This window comes from Intestinimonas sp. (genome assembly GCF_026169115.1).
In the GTDB taxonomy this organism is placed as follows: domain Bacteria; phylum Bacillota; class Clostridia; order Oscillospirales; family Oscillospiraceae; genus Intestinimonas.
In genome coordinates, this window is sequence record NZ_JAPFEA010000147.1 from 1 (window position 1) to 15,432 (window position 15,432).

Consider the following 15,432-nt stretch of genomic DNA (forward strand, 5'->3'; position numbering starts at 1 on the left):
CCCTGGGAGGGGGAAGATCATCCTGGGTCCGGGGTCTCCCCTCATCCGTCTGGCCTTCGGCCAGCCCCCTTCCCCCAGGGGAAGGCTCTTTGGGTAGGGGCGGCCACAGGCCACCCCTACCCAAACCCCGCAGCGTGGTTTGGCGCGCCGGGGTCGTCGCACCCCACAGAATGACGCGGGGAGGGGACAAATGCACACCCAGATTTTCCCTGTGGAAAACCTTGTGGAAAATGTGCAAACTTTTGTTCGAAGTCCGCCGGCGGGGAAAAAGGCCCGGAAAGATTTACAAATTCGTGATAAGTTGCGGCAAAGACCTGCTATAATGTCCCTTCGATAGGGGCCCGCCGGTTCGGGCGGGCAAACCCTCCGGAAAGGAAGTGCCGCGTGTGGAGCGGGGAGAATTGACCTGGCGGGAGCGGGGCAGACTGTGGATACGCCTTGGAATACGGCTGCTGCTTGCGGTGGGGATCGTGCTGGCGCTGCGCTATCTGCTCCCTCCCCTGCTGAGCCTCTTTATGCCCTTTGTGCTGGCGCTGGTGACGGCCTGGCTGCTCAACCCCATGGTGAAGGGGCTGCAGCGGCGGCTGGGGCTCTCCCGGCGGCTGTTGTCGCTGCTGCTGATCCTGTTGGCCTTTGCCGCCGCAGGGGGCGTCCTCTTTGGCCTGGGCCACAGTCTGTTCAGCGAGGTGAGCACCCTCCTCAACAACTGGGAGGGGGTCTGGGAATCCCTCCAGGTGGGGGTGGAGGCAGCCGACCAGTGGCTGACCAAGCTCCTCTCCTACCTGCCCGCTGAGGTGGAGGAATTTGTGGCCGGCAGCCTGGACCACCTGTGGGCCGATTTCAGCGGCTGGGTGAGCACCGTCATGCCCATGCTGGGGAGCTGGGCGGGGAACTTTGCCATGTCGGTGCCCTCCTTCGTGGTGGCCCTCACCGTGTTCGTCATGGGGGCCTACTTCATCACCGCCGACTACCCCCGCTACCGCTTCCTCCTCACCCACCGGCTGCCGCCGGAGGTCCGGACCTTCTTCTCCCACATCAAGCACACGGCCCTGGGCGCCTTTGCCGGCTATATCCGGGCGGAGCTCATCATCTCCATCGGCGTCTTTGCCATTTTGCTGGTGGGCTTCCTCATCATCGGGCAGTCCTATGCTGTGCTGCTGGCCCTGGGGCTCTCCATCCTGGACTTCATCCCCATCATCGGCTCGGGCACCGTCATGGTGCCCTGGGCGGCGGTGGACCTCCTCACGGGGAACTGGCCCCACGCCCTGGGGCTGATGGTGGTGTGGGGGCTCATCTGCATCTTCCGCCGGGTGGCCGAGCCCAAGGCGGTGGGCAGTCAGACCGGCCTCTCCCCCATCCTCTCCCTCATCAGCCTGTATGTGGGCATGCGTCTGGCCGGCGTGGTCGGCATGGTCCTGGGGCCCGTCCTGTGCCTGGTGGCCATCAATGTGGCCCGGACCGGCATCTTCGACGGCCTGTGCGCCGACCTGGCCCTGGCCGTCCAGGACACCGCAGCCCTTTTACGGCGGCCGGAGCAGCCCGTTCAAAAATGATTTGCGGACCGTTCAAAAATCCTTTTGCCTTTCTTCATGAAATGGTCACAATTTCCCGGTAGAATAGGACGCGAACAGAGAGATAAGGGCGATTCCCTTTCAAAGGAGCGACGTTTTATGTACGATAACGGCTATTATAACAAGGAAAACGGTCCCCAGGACCCCTGGAGCGACCCCATTGAGACCACCGGCCGGCCCCTGGGCCGGGAGAGCGGCGAGGGCGAGCCCCACCGGAAGAAGAAGGGGGCGGGCCGGATGGTCGCCCTGTGTCTGGCCTGCGCCCTGGTGGGCGGCATTGCCGGCGGCGTGGGCGTGGGGGCGGCCACCGGGGCCTTCTCCCCGGCGGATACCACCCTCCTGGAGGGCACCCGCCCCCCCACGGTGGTCAGCGTCTCCAACGTGACGGGGAAAAAGGTCCTCACCGCGCCTGAGATCTACGCCGCCTTCGTGAACTCCACCGTGGGCATCACCACCGAGGTCACCACCAACGTGTGGGGTCAGCCGGTGTCCCAGGCGGCGGCGGGGTCCGGCTTCGTCATCACGGATGATGGCTACATCCTCACCAACTACCACGTCATTGAGGACGCCGACAGCATCAAGGTCACCTTCGTGGACGGCTCCAGCTACGACGCCGTCCTGGTGGGCGGCGAGTCGGAGAACGACATCGCCGTGCTGAAAATCGAGGCCGCCGGCCTCACCCCCGTCATCATCGGCGACTCCGACAACGTGCGGGTGGGCGAGCAGGTGGTCGCCATCGGCAACCCCCTGGGCGAGCTCACCTACTCCATGACCTCGGGCATCATCTCCGCCCGGGACCGGAGCATCACCATGGAGAACGGCGAGGTCATGAACATGATCCAGACCGACACCGCCATCAACTCCGGCAACTCCGGCGGCCCCCTCTTTGACATGTACGGTCAGGTCATCGGCATCACCTCGGCCAAGCTGTCCGGCTCCAGCGGCTCCTCGGCCACCATTGAGGGCCTGGGCTTCGCCATCCCCATCAACGACATCCGGGACATGGTCACCGACATCATGGAGAACGGCTATGTCACCGGCAAGCCCTATATGGGCATCACCGTGAGCACCGTGCCCGAGAGCATCTCCGAGCGCTACGGCATGAGCCAGGGCGCCCTGGTGGAGAGCGTGGACGAGAAGTCCTGCGCCGCCAAGGCTGGGCTGGAAAAGGGCGACATCATCACCGCCATGGACGGCAAGACGGTCCTCTCCTCCGCTGAGCTGGTGGAGCAGAAGAAGTCCTACAAGGCCGGGGACACGGTGGAGCTGGAGGTGGAGCGCGACGGGGAGAAGCTCCAGCTGACCCTCACCTTCGACGAGGACACCCCCGAGCGCCGGGCGGCCCAGGAAAAGGCCCAGGCCGAGCTGGAACAGCAGCAGCAGGAGCAGCAGCCCCAGATGGAGGACATCCCCAATTTCTTCTGGCCCTTCGGTGAGCTGAGCCCCTGGTTCTATTGAGAGACCAAGGACGAAAACGACGGCGCGGCCGCCGGGAAAATTCCCGGCGGCCGCGCTTTTTTTCGGGGCTTCGTTTGTATACCCAACGTTATGGTGGTTTTGTAGGGGCGGCTACCAGCCGCCCGTCCGATGTGGTGCCGCGCCGAGGTCGTCGCGCCCCACAGAATGACGTGGCGCATGGGCGCGTCCGGGAGGCCGCGCCCCACAACAGAGGTGGTGCGATAGGGCTGCCGGTTTGGCTCCCTCTTTGAGGGAGCTGTCAGCGCAGCTGACTGAGGGGGTGGCCGCAGGGGCCGGGCCCGCCATATCGGTGCGGCTCAGCCTAAATGGGCCGTCTCCAGGGTCAGGAGGGCCCGCTTGAGGTCCAGACCGCCGGCGTAGCCGGTGAGGGCGCCCCCCTTCCCCACCACCCGGTGACAGGGGAGGAGGATGGGCAGGGGGTTTTTGTGGTTGGCCTGTCCCACCGCCCGGACGGCTCTGGGCCGGCCAATGGCGGCGGCGAGGGCCCCGTAAGTCCGGGTCTGGCCGTAGGGGATGGCGGCCAGGGCGGCCCACACCGCGCGCTGGAAATCCGTCCCCGCCGGGGCGAGGGGCAGGTCGAAGGCCCGCCGCTCCCCCGCGAAATAGGCCAGCAGCTCCCGCCGGGCCCGGCGCAGCAGAGGGGTCTCCTCCTCCCTGTCCTGCCGGACGGGCAGGGCGTCCGGGAGCCAGAGCCGGGTGAGGGCGGTCTCCCCCTCCACCGCCATGGTCCCGAAGGGGGTCTCAAAGGACAGCCAGGCCATGGGGGTCCCTCCTTTTTTTCACCATAGGGCGCGGCCCTGCACGGTGATGATATGCCGCCCCTACATGCACACAAACGGCGTGGCTACCGTGCCAGCGGGCGCACACACAGGTGCGCCCCTACTGCGTGGTTTGGCGCGCCGAGGTCGTCGCGCCCCACAGAATGATGTGGCGCATGGGCGCGTCCGGGAGACCGCGCCCCACAGAACAGGGATATGGCCCATTTGAGCCACCCGTCATTCTGAGGCGGAGCCGAAGAATCCGTTGGCTCCCTCTTTGAGGGAGCTGTCAGCGCAGCTGACTGAGGGAGTTGGCCCATGACGCAAAAGGACGGGGAAAACGGATGCTTCGCTTTGCTCAGCATGACGCGGTCATATCCCGCAGGGGCCGATGTCCCCATCGGCCCGGCAGGGGCAGATGTGCCTGCTCAGTCGTACTGCCGCACCACGGCCACCACCTTGCCCAGCAGCTGGGCGCCGTCGCCGTCGATGGGGTCGTACTCAGGGTTTTCCGGCATGAGCCAGACGTGGCCGTCCCTGCGGCGGAGGGTCTTCACCGTGGCCTCGTCCTCAAAGAGGGCCACCACGATGTCGCCGTTGCGGAAGGACTCCTGTTGGTGGACCACCACATAGTCCCCGGGCAGGATGCCGGCGAAGAGCATGGATTCCCCCCGGACCCGGAGGGCGAAGTGCTCCCCGGCCAGGCGGCCGGTGTCAAAGACTAGATAGTCCTCGATATTCTCCTGGGCCAGGATGGGGGCGCCGGCGGCCACATCGCCCACCACGGGGACCTGGTTTTTGGGTGGCTCGGCCTCCCGGCGGCGCTCCGGGGCGGGAAAGCCCCCCGCTATGGTGATGGCCCGGGTCTTGCCCTCGGCCTTGGTGATGATACCGGCCTCCTCCAGGCCCTTGAGGTGGAAATGGACGGTGGAGGGGGATTTTAGGCCCATGTGCTCCCCGATCTCCCGCACCGAGGGGGGATAGCCGTGGTCCTGCTGGAAGGAGACGATGAACTGGTAGATCTGGCGCTGCTTCTCGGTCAGGCCCTTCATGGGCAGTCCCTCCTTTTCTCAGTTGAAATCATGTTATCATAGCATGCACAAAAAGTCAAACAGACGTTCTAAGATATTTGGCAGCAGACGTTCACAGAAAATTCATTGACAATGCAACTATGAGGGACTATCATAGGTAAGCATGCTAAAAATAAACCAGTTAACTAATTTCGGAGGTGGAGACCATGCTGCACAAGGAGCGGGAGGCTGACCTGCCCGGGATCACCTTTCAGGCGGTGGCCCGGGCCCGAAAACAGCGCATGCTCACCGAGCTGGCGGAGCGGGGCCTGGGGGACCTGGGCAATCCCATGCTGCTCTTTCTGCTCCGGGAGCGGGAGGGGCGGGTCTCCTCCCAGCGGGAGCTCTCCGACGCCATGCGCATCTCGCCGGCGTCGGTGGCGGTCTCCCTCAAATCCCTGGAGCGGGGCGGCTATGTGGAAAAGCTGCCCGGCGAGGCCGACCAGCGCCGGAAGGCGGTGCGCCTCACCGGCAAGGGGCGGGAGGCCATGGAGACCTGTCTTCAGATCTTCCGCGCGGTGGACCGGCAGATGTTTGCCGGCTTCACCCCGGCGGAGATGGAGCAGGTCCGGGTCTTCCAGCAGCGGATGCTCCGCAACCTCCGGGGCGGGGAAGCAACGGAAAGGATGGATGGTTCATGCTGAAAAAACTCTTTCCCTATATGGGGGGGTATAAGCACCTGGCGCTCATTACCCCCCTGCTCATGATCCTGGAGGTGGCCTGCGAACTGGCCCTCCCCCGCTTCATGGCGGGCATCGTGGACGTGGGCGTCGCCCAGGGCGACCTGGGCTATATTTTGAAAATGGGCGGCGTGATGCTGGCGCTGGCGGTGTGCAGCATGCTGTGCGGCATGCTGGGGGCCAAGTTCGCCGCCATGGTGGGCCAGGGCTTCGGCGCCAACCTGCGCCGGGGCATCTACAACAAGATCCAGGAGTTCTCCTTTGCCGACATTGACCGGTTCTCCTCGGCCTCCCTCATCACCCGCATCACCAACGACGTCAACGCCGTCCAGATGATGGTGACCATGGCCCTGCGGATGCTGGTCCGGGCCCCGGTCATGCTGGCGGCGGCCCTGGCGGTGGCCGTCAGCATCAACGGGGAGCTGGCGGTGGTGATGCTGGTGACCATCCCCCTGCTGGTCATCGCCATCGCCGTCCTCATGACCATGTGCAACCGGCTCTTCCAGGTCCTCCAGAAGCGCATCGACGCCCTCAACGGCACCATCCAGGAGAATCTGGTGGCCATTCGGGTGGTCAAAGCCTTTGTCCGGGAGGGCTATGAGAAGACCAAGTTCAAGGTCTCCAACGACGCCCTCACCAAGGCCGCCGTCAACGTGGATATGCGGGTCATCGCCATGGTCCCCATCATGATGATGGCCATGAACGGGGCCACCGCGGCGGTGCTGTACCTGGGCGGCGGTCAGGTCCTGGGCGGGAGCATGCTCATCGGCGACCTGTCCTCCTTCATCACCTATATCTTCCAGATCCTCATGAGCGTCATGGTCCTGGGCATGAGCCTTTTGCAGCTCTCCCGGTCCATCGCCTGCGCCCGCCGCATCAATGAGGTGCTGGACACCCAGCCCTCCATCACCGACGGTCCCCTCTCCCCCGCCGACCTGCCCCAGGCCAGGGGCCAGGTGGAGTTTAAGAACGTGGACTTCAAGTACGACGTGGGGGGCACCGGCGAAAACGTGCTCAGCGGCATCGACCTCACCATCCGCCCCGGCGAGTTCATCGCCGTGGTGGGGGGCACCGGCACCGGAAAATCCTCCCTGGTCAACCTCATTCCCCGGTTCTATGACGTGTCCGGCGGGGCGGTCCTCCTGGACGGGGTGGACGTGCGGGACTACCCCCTGGAGGAGCTCCGGGGGCGCATTGGCATGGTCTTGCAGAATAACGTCCTCTTTACCGGCACCATCCGGGAAAACCTCCTCTGGGGCCGCCCGGACGCCACCGAGGAGGAGATGCTCCAGGCCGCCCGGGACGCCCAGGCTTATGATTTCGTCATGGCCTTCCCCGACGGCTTCGACACCCAGCTGACCCAGGGGGGCACCAACGTCTCCGGCGGGCAGAAGCAGCGGCTGTGCATCGCCCGGGCCATGCTCCGCCACCCGGCGGTCCTCATCCTGGACGACTCCACCTCCGCTGTGGACACCGCCACCGACGCCCGGATCCAGGCTTCCTTCAAGCGGAACCTGGCGGGCACCACCGTCATTCTCATCGCCCAGCGCATCTCCTCCGTCCTGTCGGCTGACCGCATCCTGGTGCTGGACGACGGAAAGATCGTCGACGTGGGCGCCCACGACGAGCTCCTGGCCCGGTGCGGCATCTATCAGGAGATCTACCAGTCTCAGCAGGAAGGGGTGCAGGAATAATGGCACAGCAGCACGGCAGAGGGCACGGCGCCCGGGGGGGCTTCCAGAAGCCCAAGGACCTGGGCAGGACCGTGGCCCGGCTCATGGGCTATCTGACCCAAAAGAAATGGCCCCTTCTCATCGTCCTGGCCTGCCTTCTGGGGTCGGTCCTCACCAACATCGCCGGCTCCAGCTATATCAACCTGGTCATCATCAACAACATCGCCGGGGGGGTCTACGCCTCCCCCGCCGGCTTGGCCGCCGATGTGGGTAAGCTCCTGGCCATCTATGCCGTGGGCTGGGTGTGTACCTACGCCCAGTCGGGCATCATGGTCCAGCTGGCCCAGCGGGGGACCAACCGCCTGCGCAGGGAGCTCTTTGACCACATGCAGACCCTCCCCCTCTCCTATTTTGACAGGCACACCCACGGCGAGCTCATGAGCCGCTTCACCAACGACGCCGACAACGTCCAGATGGCCCTGGAGCAGAGCGTGGTCTCCCTTCTCTCCAGCGTGCTCATGTTCACGGGCACCGTACTGGTCATGCTGGTGGTGAGCCCCCTCCTCTTCCTGGTGTCGGCCCTCACCCTGGGGGCCACCTTCCTGGTCTTCAAGGTCTTCGGCGGCCGGTCCCGGCGCTACTACCAGAAGCAGCAGGCCGACCTGGGCGCGGTGAACGGCAACATCCAGGAGACCATCGAGGGGCTGAAGGTCATCAAAGCCTTCACCCACGAGGGGGCGGCCAAGGACCTCTTTGCCACGCTCAATGAGAGCTACCGCGCCTCGGCCACGGCGGCCAACTTCTACTCCACCGCCATCATGCCCATCGCCATGAACATCATGAACATCGGCTACGCCCTCACCGCCGCCTTCGGCGGCGTCCTCTCCATCGTCATGGGTCTGCCCCTGGGCTCCTTCACCCTCTACCTCAACTACTGCCGCCAGGTGGGCCAGCCCATGAACCAGATCTCCCAGCAGCTCACCACCATCCTCTCCGCCCTGGCCGGCGCTGAGCGGATCTTCGAGTGCATGGATGAAAAGAGCGAGGTGGACGAGGGCTTCGTCACCCTGGTCCCCGTGGTCCGGGACGGGCAGGGCCGCATGGCCCCCGCCCCCGAGGGGGCCCACGTCCACGAGTGGGCCTGGAAGGTGCCCGACAACGGGCGTTTCGTCCTCACCCGGGCGGTGAAGGACGAGACGGACGCCCTGACGGAGTGTCCCGAGGGGACCGAAGGGGCCATGTGGGCCTGGAAATACCCCCATGAGGACGACCCGGCCTGCGGCCTTCACCGCATCCGGGGGGACGTCCAGCGGGAAGCGGGCTATGTCCTGGCCCAGCTCACCGGCGCGGTGCGGCTGAAAAACGTGGATTTCTCCTATGTGCCGGAGAAACAGATCCTCCACGACGTCACCGTCTTCGCAAACCCCGGCCAGAAGATCGCCTTTGTGGGCTCCACCGGCGCGGGCAAGACCACCATCACCAACCTGGTCAACCGGTTCTATGAGATCCAGGACGGCGTCATCACCTACGGCGGCATCGACGTCAAGGCCATCAAGAAGGACGACCTGCGTCGGAGCCTGGGGGCGGTCCTCCAGGACACCCACCTCTTTACCGGCACCGTCATGGACAACATCCGGTATGGCCGGCTGGAGGCCAGCGACGCCGACTGTGTGGAGGCGGCCAAAATCGCCGGGGCCGACTCCTTCATCCGGCGGCTCCCCCAGGGCTACCAGACCATGGTCACCGGGGACGGGGCCAACCTGTCCCAGGGCCAGCGGCAGCTGCTGGGCATCGCCCGGGCCGCCGTGGCCGACCCCCCGGTGATGATTTTGGACGAGGCCACCTCCTCCATCGACACCCGGACCGAGCGCATCATCCAGAAGGGCATGGACGCCCTCATGGAGGGGCGGACCGTCTTCGTTATCGCCCACCGGCTGAGCACGGTGCGCAACTCCAACGCCATCATGGTGCTGGAGGGAGGGCGCATCATCGAGCGGGGCGACCACGACGACCTCATCGCCCAGAAGGGCCGGTACTACCAGCTCTATACCGGCGGCGCCGAGCTGGAATAAGGGGCCGGCGGGACCATGCCACGATGTGCAAGGGGCCGATGGGACATCGGCCCCTACGCCAACGCTGCGGTGGTTGTGTAGGGGCGGCATACATGCCGCCCGCCGCACCGATGGCACGCCACGCCTTGTGGGGCGCGGCTTCCCAGACGCGCCCAGATATGCTCCGTCATTCTGAGCCGCAGGCGAAGCATCCGTTGGCTCCCTCTTTGAGGGAGCTGTCAGCGAAGCTGACGGAGGGAGTCTTCCTGTCCCGGAACGGAACGGGAGAAACGGATGCTTCGCTCCCGTTCAGCATGACGGGGGGTGGGGACGGGCGCACACACAGACGCGTCCCACGGACCGCGCTGTGATCGGTGTGTAGGGGCCGATGTCCTCATCGGCCCGACGTTTCAGCCCGGCAATTTTTTTGCTGTGGGGCGCGGCTTCCCAGACGCGCCCAGATATGCTCCGTCATTCTGAGCCGCAGGCGAAGAATCCGTTGGCTCCCTCTTTGAGGGAGCTGTCAGCGAAGCTGACGGAGGGAGTCTTCCCGTCCCGGAACAGGACGGGGGAAACGGATGCTTCGCTTTGCTCAGCATGACGGGGGGTAGGGACGGGCGCACACACAGGCGCGTCCCACGGACCACGCTGTGATCGGTGTGTAGGGGCCGATGTCCTCATCGGCCCGACGTTTCAGCCCGGCAATTCTTTTGCTGTGGGGCTCGGCTTCCCAGACGCGCCCAGATATGCTCCGTCATTCTGAGCCGCAGGCGAAGCATCCGTTGGCTCCCTCTTTGAGGGAGCTGTCAGCGAAGCTGACGGAGGGAGTCTTCTTGTCCCGAAACGGAACGGGAGAAACGGATGCTTCGCTCCCGTTCAGCATGACGGGGGGTGGGGACAGGCGCACACAGGCGCAGCCATTGACTGTATCCGAAAGAAAAAAAGACCTTCTGTCTGTGGACAGAAGGTCTTTTTCGTTGCAGCACTCAGCCGTTGGTCTGCCGGAGCTCGGCCTCCCGGGTCCGGAGGAGCCGGGGGAAGCGCCAGAAGAAGAGGCTCCCGGTGACCAGGGCGGCCAGGACGTCGGCGGCGGGCTCGGCCAGGAAGACGGCCAGCACCTGGTTGCTGAGGAAATGGGGCAGGATGAGGATGAGGGGGATGAGGAGGATGATCTTCCGCAGCAGGGCCAGGAAGAGGGAGATCTTGGCCTGACCCAGGGCCACGAAGGTCTGCTGGCAGGCGTTCTGGACGCCCAGCATGAACATGCCGCCGGCGTAGACCCGCAGGGTCCACACGGCGATCTCCACCAGCTCGGGCTTGTCGTTGAACATGGCCACGAACACACCGGGGAAGAGCTCGATGGACAGACAGGCGAGGGTGCTGAAGGTGAGGGCGCAGACAAAGAGAAGGCGGAAGGCTTTCTTCACCCGGTCAATGTTCCCTGCGCCGTAGTTGTAGCCGATGATGGGCTGGGCGCCCTGGGAGAGGCCCTGGAAGAGGAGGTAGAAGACCTGCATGATGGAGGAGCAGATGGTCATGGCCCCCACCGCCGGGTCCCCGCCGTAGGTCTTGAGGGAGGAGTTGAAGGCGATGTTCACCAGGCTCTCGGTGGACTGCATGATGAAGGGGGAGATGCCCAGGGCCAGCACCGGGGCGAGGACCTTCCAGTCCAGGCGGGCGTAGCGGCGCTGGAGCCGCAGTCTGGTGCGCTTGCCCAGGAGGAAGGTGACCACCCACACCGCCGACACCGCCTGGGCGGTGATGGTGGCCAGGGCGGCCCCCCTCACCCCCATGCCGAAGCCGAAGATGAAGATGGGGTCCAGAATGATGTTGGTCACCGCCCCGATGAGGACGGTGGCCATGCCGATGGTGGAGAAGCCCTGGGCGGTGATGAAGCAGTTGAGCCCCAGGGAGAGCTCCACAAAGAGGGTGCCGGAGAGGTAGATGGAGAGGTAGTCCAGGGCGTAGCCAATGGTGTTGTCGGTGGCGCCGAAGAGGTAGAGCATGGGGGCCTTCACCAGCTGGAGGACCAGGGTAAAGACCAGGGAGAGGATGACCAGCAGAGTGGCGCAGCTGCCCAGGATGGCGCTGGCCCCCTCCTGGTCCCCGGAGCCCATGCGCACCACCGCCCGGGAGCCGCCCCCCACGCCCACCAGGGCAGAGAGGGCGGAGACGAACATGATGACGGGGAAACACACCCCCAGGCCGGTGAGGGCCAGGTCCCCCACCCCTTCGATGTGGCCGATATACATGCGGTCCACGATGTTGTAGAGGGCGTTGACCAGCTGGGCCGTCACCGTGGGGACGGCCAGCCGCACCAGCAGCTTCCCCACCGGGTCCCGACCCAGATCGTTTTCCCGTTTTACCTTGCGCACCGCGCAGCAGCTCCTTTCCGTGTCTCCCGCCACCGGCGGGTCAGTTGGGGTCCTCGTTTTCCAGGAAGTAGGTGGCCTCCATGTCGGCCACGCTCAGGGCGAAGGCCAGGGGGTATTGCTGGAACGCCTGGCCCACCAGGCGCTTGTCCTCCTCCCCGGAAAAGCCCATGTGCCACCGGATGGCCATGGCCTCCTCCCGCTTGAGCTTCATGAAGCCGGAGATGATGTAGACCGACTTCTCCCCGTGGCCGTAGGGCAGCTTGTCCTCATAATAAAAGGTGGGCACCGCCTGCCACTTGCCGTCGGGCCCCTTCACGTTCCGGGTGCCCTGGCGGTAGCAGCCCACTTTGCACAGGTCGTGGAGCAGGGCGGCCACCGCGATGCTCTCGGCGGGAACCTCCACCCCGTAGAGCTCCTGGACCCGCTCCCGGGCCAGGTACTCGGTGAGGCAGTGGTAGACGTTCAGGCTGTGCTCGCACAGGCCCCCCTCATAGGCCCCGTGATACCGGGCCGAGGCGGGGGCGGTGAAGAAGTCCGACTTGTGCTCCAGATAGTCCAGCAGGGCGTCGGCCCCCTCCCGCTGGATGTTGGCGGTGTAGATCTCGATGAATTCTTCCTTGGCGGACATAAGATACCTCCTGTATGCCTCACGCCGGGCCCAGGCCGGAGAGGGTCTGAGCGGCCACGGCGAAGAGGGGCAGAGTGATGACGGAGAGCAGGGTGGTGAGGGTGACCAGCCGGGCGGCGGCGGAGGTGTCCCGGCCGAAACGCTGGGCCAGCATGCCGGTGGCCCCGGCGGTGGGCACGGCGCACAGAATGACGCAGGCGCAGTAGGACATGGGATCTAAGTGGAAGGGCAGGAGCAGCGCCAGGGGGATGAGGGGGGCGGCCAGCAGCCGCAGAAAGGCGGCCAGATAGAGCTTCCGGTCAGTGAAGACGGCCTTCAGGGGGCTCCCCGCCATCTGGGCCCCCAGCACCACCATGGGGATGGGGGTGTTGAGGTCGGCCAGGAAGCTGATGGCGTTGTTGACGGTGGCGGGGAGGTGGAGCTGGCCTGGGACGGGCTGCCACCAGCCGGTGAGAAAGAGGGTGAGTCCCACCGCCGTGCCCACGGTGGCCGGGTTCACCAGCACCGCCCGCAGGCCCACCTTCCCCCCCATGGTCTTGAGCCCCTGGGTCCACAGCAGCAGATTGAAGGCCACCGCCGACACCGTGCCGAAGATGGCGGCCTCCGGCCCCAGCACCGAGATGACCAGGGGCAGGCCCATGAAGCCGTTGTTGCCATAGGCCGAGCCGAAGCGCAGGGGCGCCTGCCGGTCAGGGGCCTCCCGGCGGAAGAAGGGCTGGGCGATCAAAATGCCCAGCAGGGTGCAGACGGCATAGGCAGCAAAAAAGCCCAGAAGGATGTGGAGCAGCTCGGGGGTCCGCTCCGTCTCAAAGGAGCGGATCATGACGCAGGGGGTGACCACATAGAGGGCCAGGGTGGACATCTGGGAGACGCCGTCCGGACGGAGGAGCCCCAGCTTGGCCAGCACAAAGCCGACCCCGATCAATAAAAACAGGGTGACCACCTGACTGGCCACCACGAGAAAGTTTCCAATGAGCTCCATCTGTCCGGTCCCCCGCTTTTTTCACATAGAGGATATTATATCGGATGGGAGGTCCCCTGTAAAGGGCGGCGAGGTTGACAAGATCCCGAAAAGTGGCATATACTGGACCTGCCTTTACAACCCATTGACGAGAAAGGACGGCGGCTCATGACACCCGAACAAATGCGGCGCAGCGGCTATCTGCGCATTTTCACCTCCTATTACAAGCCACACCTGGCCATTTTCCTCCTGGACATGGTCTGCGCCCTGGGCATCTGCCTGGTGGACCTCCTCTTCCCGGCGGTGACCCGTCAGGTGCTGGAGACCACCCTTCCCCAGGGGCTCTACCGCACCTTCTTCCTGGTGATGGCCGCCCTGCTGGCGGCCTACCTCCTCAAGGGGGTCTTCACCTATGTGGTCACCTACTGGGGCCATCTGCTGGGGGTGCGCATCGAGGCCGACATCCGCTCCGACCTCTTTTCCCACATGCAGGACCTCTCCTTCTCCTTCTATGACAAGAACCGCACCGGCCAGCTCATGAGCCGGGTCACCGGCGACCTCTTTGAGATCACCGAGCTTGCCCACCACGGCCCCGAGGACCTCTTCATCTCCTCGGTGACCCTGCTGGGGGCCTTCGCCGTCATGCTCTCCATCCGCTGGCAGCTGGCCCTCATCGTCTTCGCGGTGGTGCCCCTCTTCCTCCTCTTCACCATCTTCCAGCGCCGGCGCATGGCGGCCGCCTCCCTGGAGGTGAAGAAGAAGCTCTCCGGCATCAATGGGGAGCTGGAATCCTCCCTCTCCGGCATGCGCACCGCCAAAGCCTTCGCCAACGAGGGGGCCGAGATCGCCAAGTTTGAAAGCTCCAACGACCAGTTCCGCGGCGCCAAGCGGGGCTATTATCAGACCATGGCCATCTACCACTCCGGCATGGAGCTGGCCATGGGCATCATGCCGGTGCTGGTCATCGCCGCCGGCGGCTTCTTCCTCATGCAGGGGAGCATGGACTACATTGATATCCTCACCTTCTCCCTCTATGTGACCACCTTCATCACCCCCATCCGCAAGCTCTCCGCCTTCGTGGAGCAGTTCATGCAGGGCATGGCCGGCTTCAAGCGCTTCGTGGAGCTCATGCGCCTGGAGCCGGAGATCACCGACGCCCCCGACGCCCAGAGTGTGGAGCGCGTCGACGGCGACATCCGGGTGGAGGACGTCACCTTCCGCTATGAGCCTGACGGCGAGGATGTTCTCTCCCACGTCTCCCTCCACATCAAGCCCGGGGAGACGGTGGCGGTGGTGGGCCCCTCCGGCGGGGGCAAGTCCACCCTGTGCCAGCTCATCCCCCGGTTCTACGACGTCACGGAAGGGCGCATCACCATCGACGGCTGCGACGTCCGGGACCTGAAGCAGCACGACCTGCGCTCGCACATCGGCATCGTGCAGCAGGACGTCTTCCTCTTCGCCGGGACCATCTACGACAACATCGCCTATGGCCGCCCCGACGCCACCGCCGAGGAGGTGACCGCCGCCGCCAAAAAGGCGGAGATCTACGACGACATCATGGAGATGCCCGACGGCTTCCAGACCTATGTGGGGGAGCGGGGGGTCATGCTCTCCGGCGGCCAGAAGCAGCGGGTGAGCATTGCCCGCATCTTCCTCAAGGACCCTGCCATCCTCATCCTGGACGAGGCCACCTCCGCCCTGGACTCGGTGACCGAGCACAAGATCCAGTCGGCCTTTGACGAGCTGGCCAAGGGCCGCACTACCCTCATCATCGCCCACCGGCTCTCCACCATCCGCTCCGCCGGGCGGATCATCGTCATCGACGACAACCACATCGCCGAGGAGGGCAGCCACCAGGCCCTCCTGGACCAAAACGGGGCCTACGCCGACCTCTGGCGGGCCCAGCAGTCGGTCTCGTCGTCCTCGTAAAGTCCGTCTCCCCTAGGGGGAAGGCATTTTTGGCTCCCTCTTCGAGGGAGCTGTCAGCGAAACTGACTGAGGGAGTTGCCGCCCAGGCCGGGCGCACACCCAGGTGCGCCCCTGCGGGCCACGGCATCCTGTTTTTTCCCGCCCGTCATTCTGAGGCGAAGCCGAAGAATCCGTATTCCCATCCCCAGCGCTGGGGGAAAAGGCAGGAGAAACGGGTCCTTCGCTCCGCTCAGGACGACGCGGGGACAGGGGCAGCC

The 15,432-nt window shown here is 65.1% G+C and carries 11 protein-coding genes; 6 read left to right on the forward strand and 5 right to left on the reverse strand.

Going from position 1 to position 15,432, the window contains the following annotated elements:
- The first annotated feature begins 386 nt into the window (after positions 1 to 386).
- Both ytvI and Q0Y09_RS12115 read left to right on the forward strand, forming a co-directional pair.
- A complete protein-coding gene (ytvI, locus tag Q0Y09_RS12110; protein WP_297722071.1) occupies positions 387 to 1,553 on the forward strand; it encodes a sporulation integral membrane protein YtvI in 1,167 nt (388 codons plus the stop codon).
- Positions 1,554 to 1,670: 117 nt separating this feature from the next.
- On the forward strand, positions 1,671 to 3,029 hold the full coding sequence (locus Q0Y09_RS12115; RefSeq protein ID WP_297722074.1) for a trypsin-like peptidase domain-containing protein: 1,359 nt from the start codon (positions 1,671 to 1,673) through the stop codon (positions 3,027 to 3,029).
- Positions 3,030 to 3,346: 317 nt separating this feature from the next.
- Here the strand turns inward: Q0Y09_RS12115 and Q0Y09_RS12120 are convergent, their stop codons facing one another.
- A complete protein-coding gene (locus Q0Y09_RS12120) occupies positions 3,347 to 3,811 on the reverse strand; it encodes a methylated-DNA--[protein]-cysteine S-methyltransferase (RefSeq protein WP_297722077.1) in 465 nt (154 codons plus the stop codon).
- A 425-nt stretch (positions 3,812 to 4,236) separates the two neighbouring features.
- Complete coding sequence (gene lexA / locus Q0Y09_RS12125) at positions 4,237 to 4,860, reverse strand: transcriptional repressor LexA (protein WP_297722080.1); 624 nt, start codon at positions 4,858 to 4,860, stop codon at positions 4,237 to 4,239.
- Between the two features lie 185 nt (positions 4,861 to 5,045).
- On the opposite strand from lexA, the gene Q0Y09_RS12130 reads away from it, so the two are divergent.
- The 3 genes from Q0Y09_RS12130 to Q0Y09_RS12140 are packed head-to-tail and all read left to right on the forward strand — an operon-like array spanning position 5,046 to position 9,303.
- Positions 5,046 to 5,522 (forward strand): MarR family transcriptional regulator, encoded by a 477-nt coding sequence (locus Q0Y09_RS12130; RefSeq protein WP_297722083.1) that lies wholly within the window; start codon positions 5,046 to 5,048, stop codon positions 5,520 to 5,522.
- Positions 5,516 to 7,252, forward strand: coding sequence for an ABC transporter ATP-binding protein (locus Q0Y09_RS12135; protein ID WP_297722086.1), 1,737 nt, complete (start codon positions 5,516 to 5,518; stop codon positions 7,250 to 7,252). The genes Q0Y09_RS12130 and Q0Y09_RS12135 overlap by 7 nt, the downstream gene beginning before the upstream one ends.
- Positions 7,252 to 9,303, forward strand: a complete 2,052-nt coding sequence (locus Q0Y09_RS12140; RefSeq protein ID WP_297722088.1) for an ABC transporter ATP-binding protein — start codon at positions 7,252 to 7,254, stop codon at positions 9,301 to 9,303. Before Q0Y09_RS12135 ends, Q0Y09_RS12140 begins: the two co-directional genes overlap by 1 nt.
- Positions 9,304 to 10,268: 965 nt before the next feature.
- On the opposite strand, the gene Q0Y09_RS12145 is transcribed toward Q0Y09_RS12140, so the two are convergent.
- From Q0Y09_RS12145 to Q0Y09_RS12155, 3 genes are read right to left on the reverse strand one after another with little or no spacing between them, the layout of a single operon-like run.
- Entirely contained in the window at positions 10,269 to 11,657 is a 1,389-nt protein-coding gene (locus tag Q0Y09_RS12145; protein WP_297722090.1) for an MATE family efflux transporter, read from the reverse strand.
- A 40-nt stretch (positions 11,658 to 11,697) separates the two neighbouring features.
- On the reverse strand, positions 11,698 to 12,285 hold the full coding sequence (locus Q0Y09_RS12150) for an HD domain-containing protein (protein WP_297722092.1): 588 nt from the start codon (positions 12,283 to 12,285) through the stop codon (positions 11,698 to 11,700).
- 19 nt (positions 12,286 to 12,304) lie between these two features.
- Positions 12,305 to 13,267 (reverse strand): AEC family transporter, encoded by a 963-nt coding sequence (locus Q0Y09_RS12155; protein WP_297722094.1) that lies wholly within the window; start codon positions 13,265 to 13,267, stop codon positions 12,305 to 12,307.
- A gap of 147 nt (positions 13,268 to 13,414) precedes the next feature.
- Here Q0Y09_RS12155 and Q0Y09_RS12160 point away from each other — a divergent pair, with 147 nt between their 5' ends.
- The gene (locus tag Q0Y09_RS12160; RefSeq protein WP_297722096.1) at positions 13,415 to 15,175 is read left to right on the forward strand and encodes an ABC transporter ATP-binding protein; all 1,761 of its coding nucleotides are present in this window, start codon (positions 13,415 to 13,417) and stop codon (positions 15,173 to 15,175) included.
- The last annotated feature ends 257 nt before the right edge of the window (positions 15,176 to 15,432 follow it).

Bases quoted from the DNA above. Each gene is read 5' to 3' on its own strand.
- Q0Y09_RS12135 (WP_297722086.1), top strand. From the start codon at position 5,516: ATGCTGAAAAAACTCTTTCCCTATATGGGGGGGTATAAGCACCTGGCG.
- Q0Y09_RS12150 (WP_297722092.1), bottom strand. From the start codon at position 12,285: ATGTCCGCCAAGGAAGAATTCATCGAGATCTACACCGCCAACATCCAG.
- Q0Y09_RS12130 (WP_297722083.1), top strand. From the start codon at position 5,046: ATGCTGCACAAGGAGCGGGAGGCTGACCTGCCCGGGATCACCTTTCAG.
- Q0Y09_RS12120 (WP_297722077.1), bottom strand. From the start codon at position 3,811: ATGGCCTGGCTGTCCTTTGAGACCCCCTTCGGGACCATGGCGGTGGAG.
- Q0Y09_RS12155 (WP_297722094.1), bottom strand. From the start codon at position 13,267: ATGGAGCTCATTGGAAACTTTCTCGTGGTGGCCAGTCAGGTGGTCACC.
- Q0Y09_RS12115 (WP_297722074.1), top strand. From the start codon at position 1,671: ATGTACGATAACGGCTATTATAACAAGGAAAACGGTCCCCAGGACCCC.
- Q0Y09_RS12140 (WP_297722088.1), top strand. From the start codon at position 7,252: ATGGCACAGCAGCACGGCAGAGGGCACGGCGCCCGGGGGGGCTTCCAG.
- lexA (WP_297722080.1), bottom strand. From the start codon at position 4,860: ATGAAGGGCCTGACCGAGAAGCAGCGCCAGATCTACCAGTTCATCGTC.
- Q0Y09_RS12160 (WP_297722096.1), top strand. From the start codon at position 13,415: ATGACACCCGAACAAATGCGGCGCAGCGGCTATCTGCGCATTTTCACC.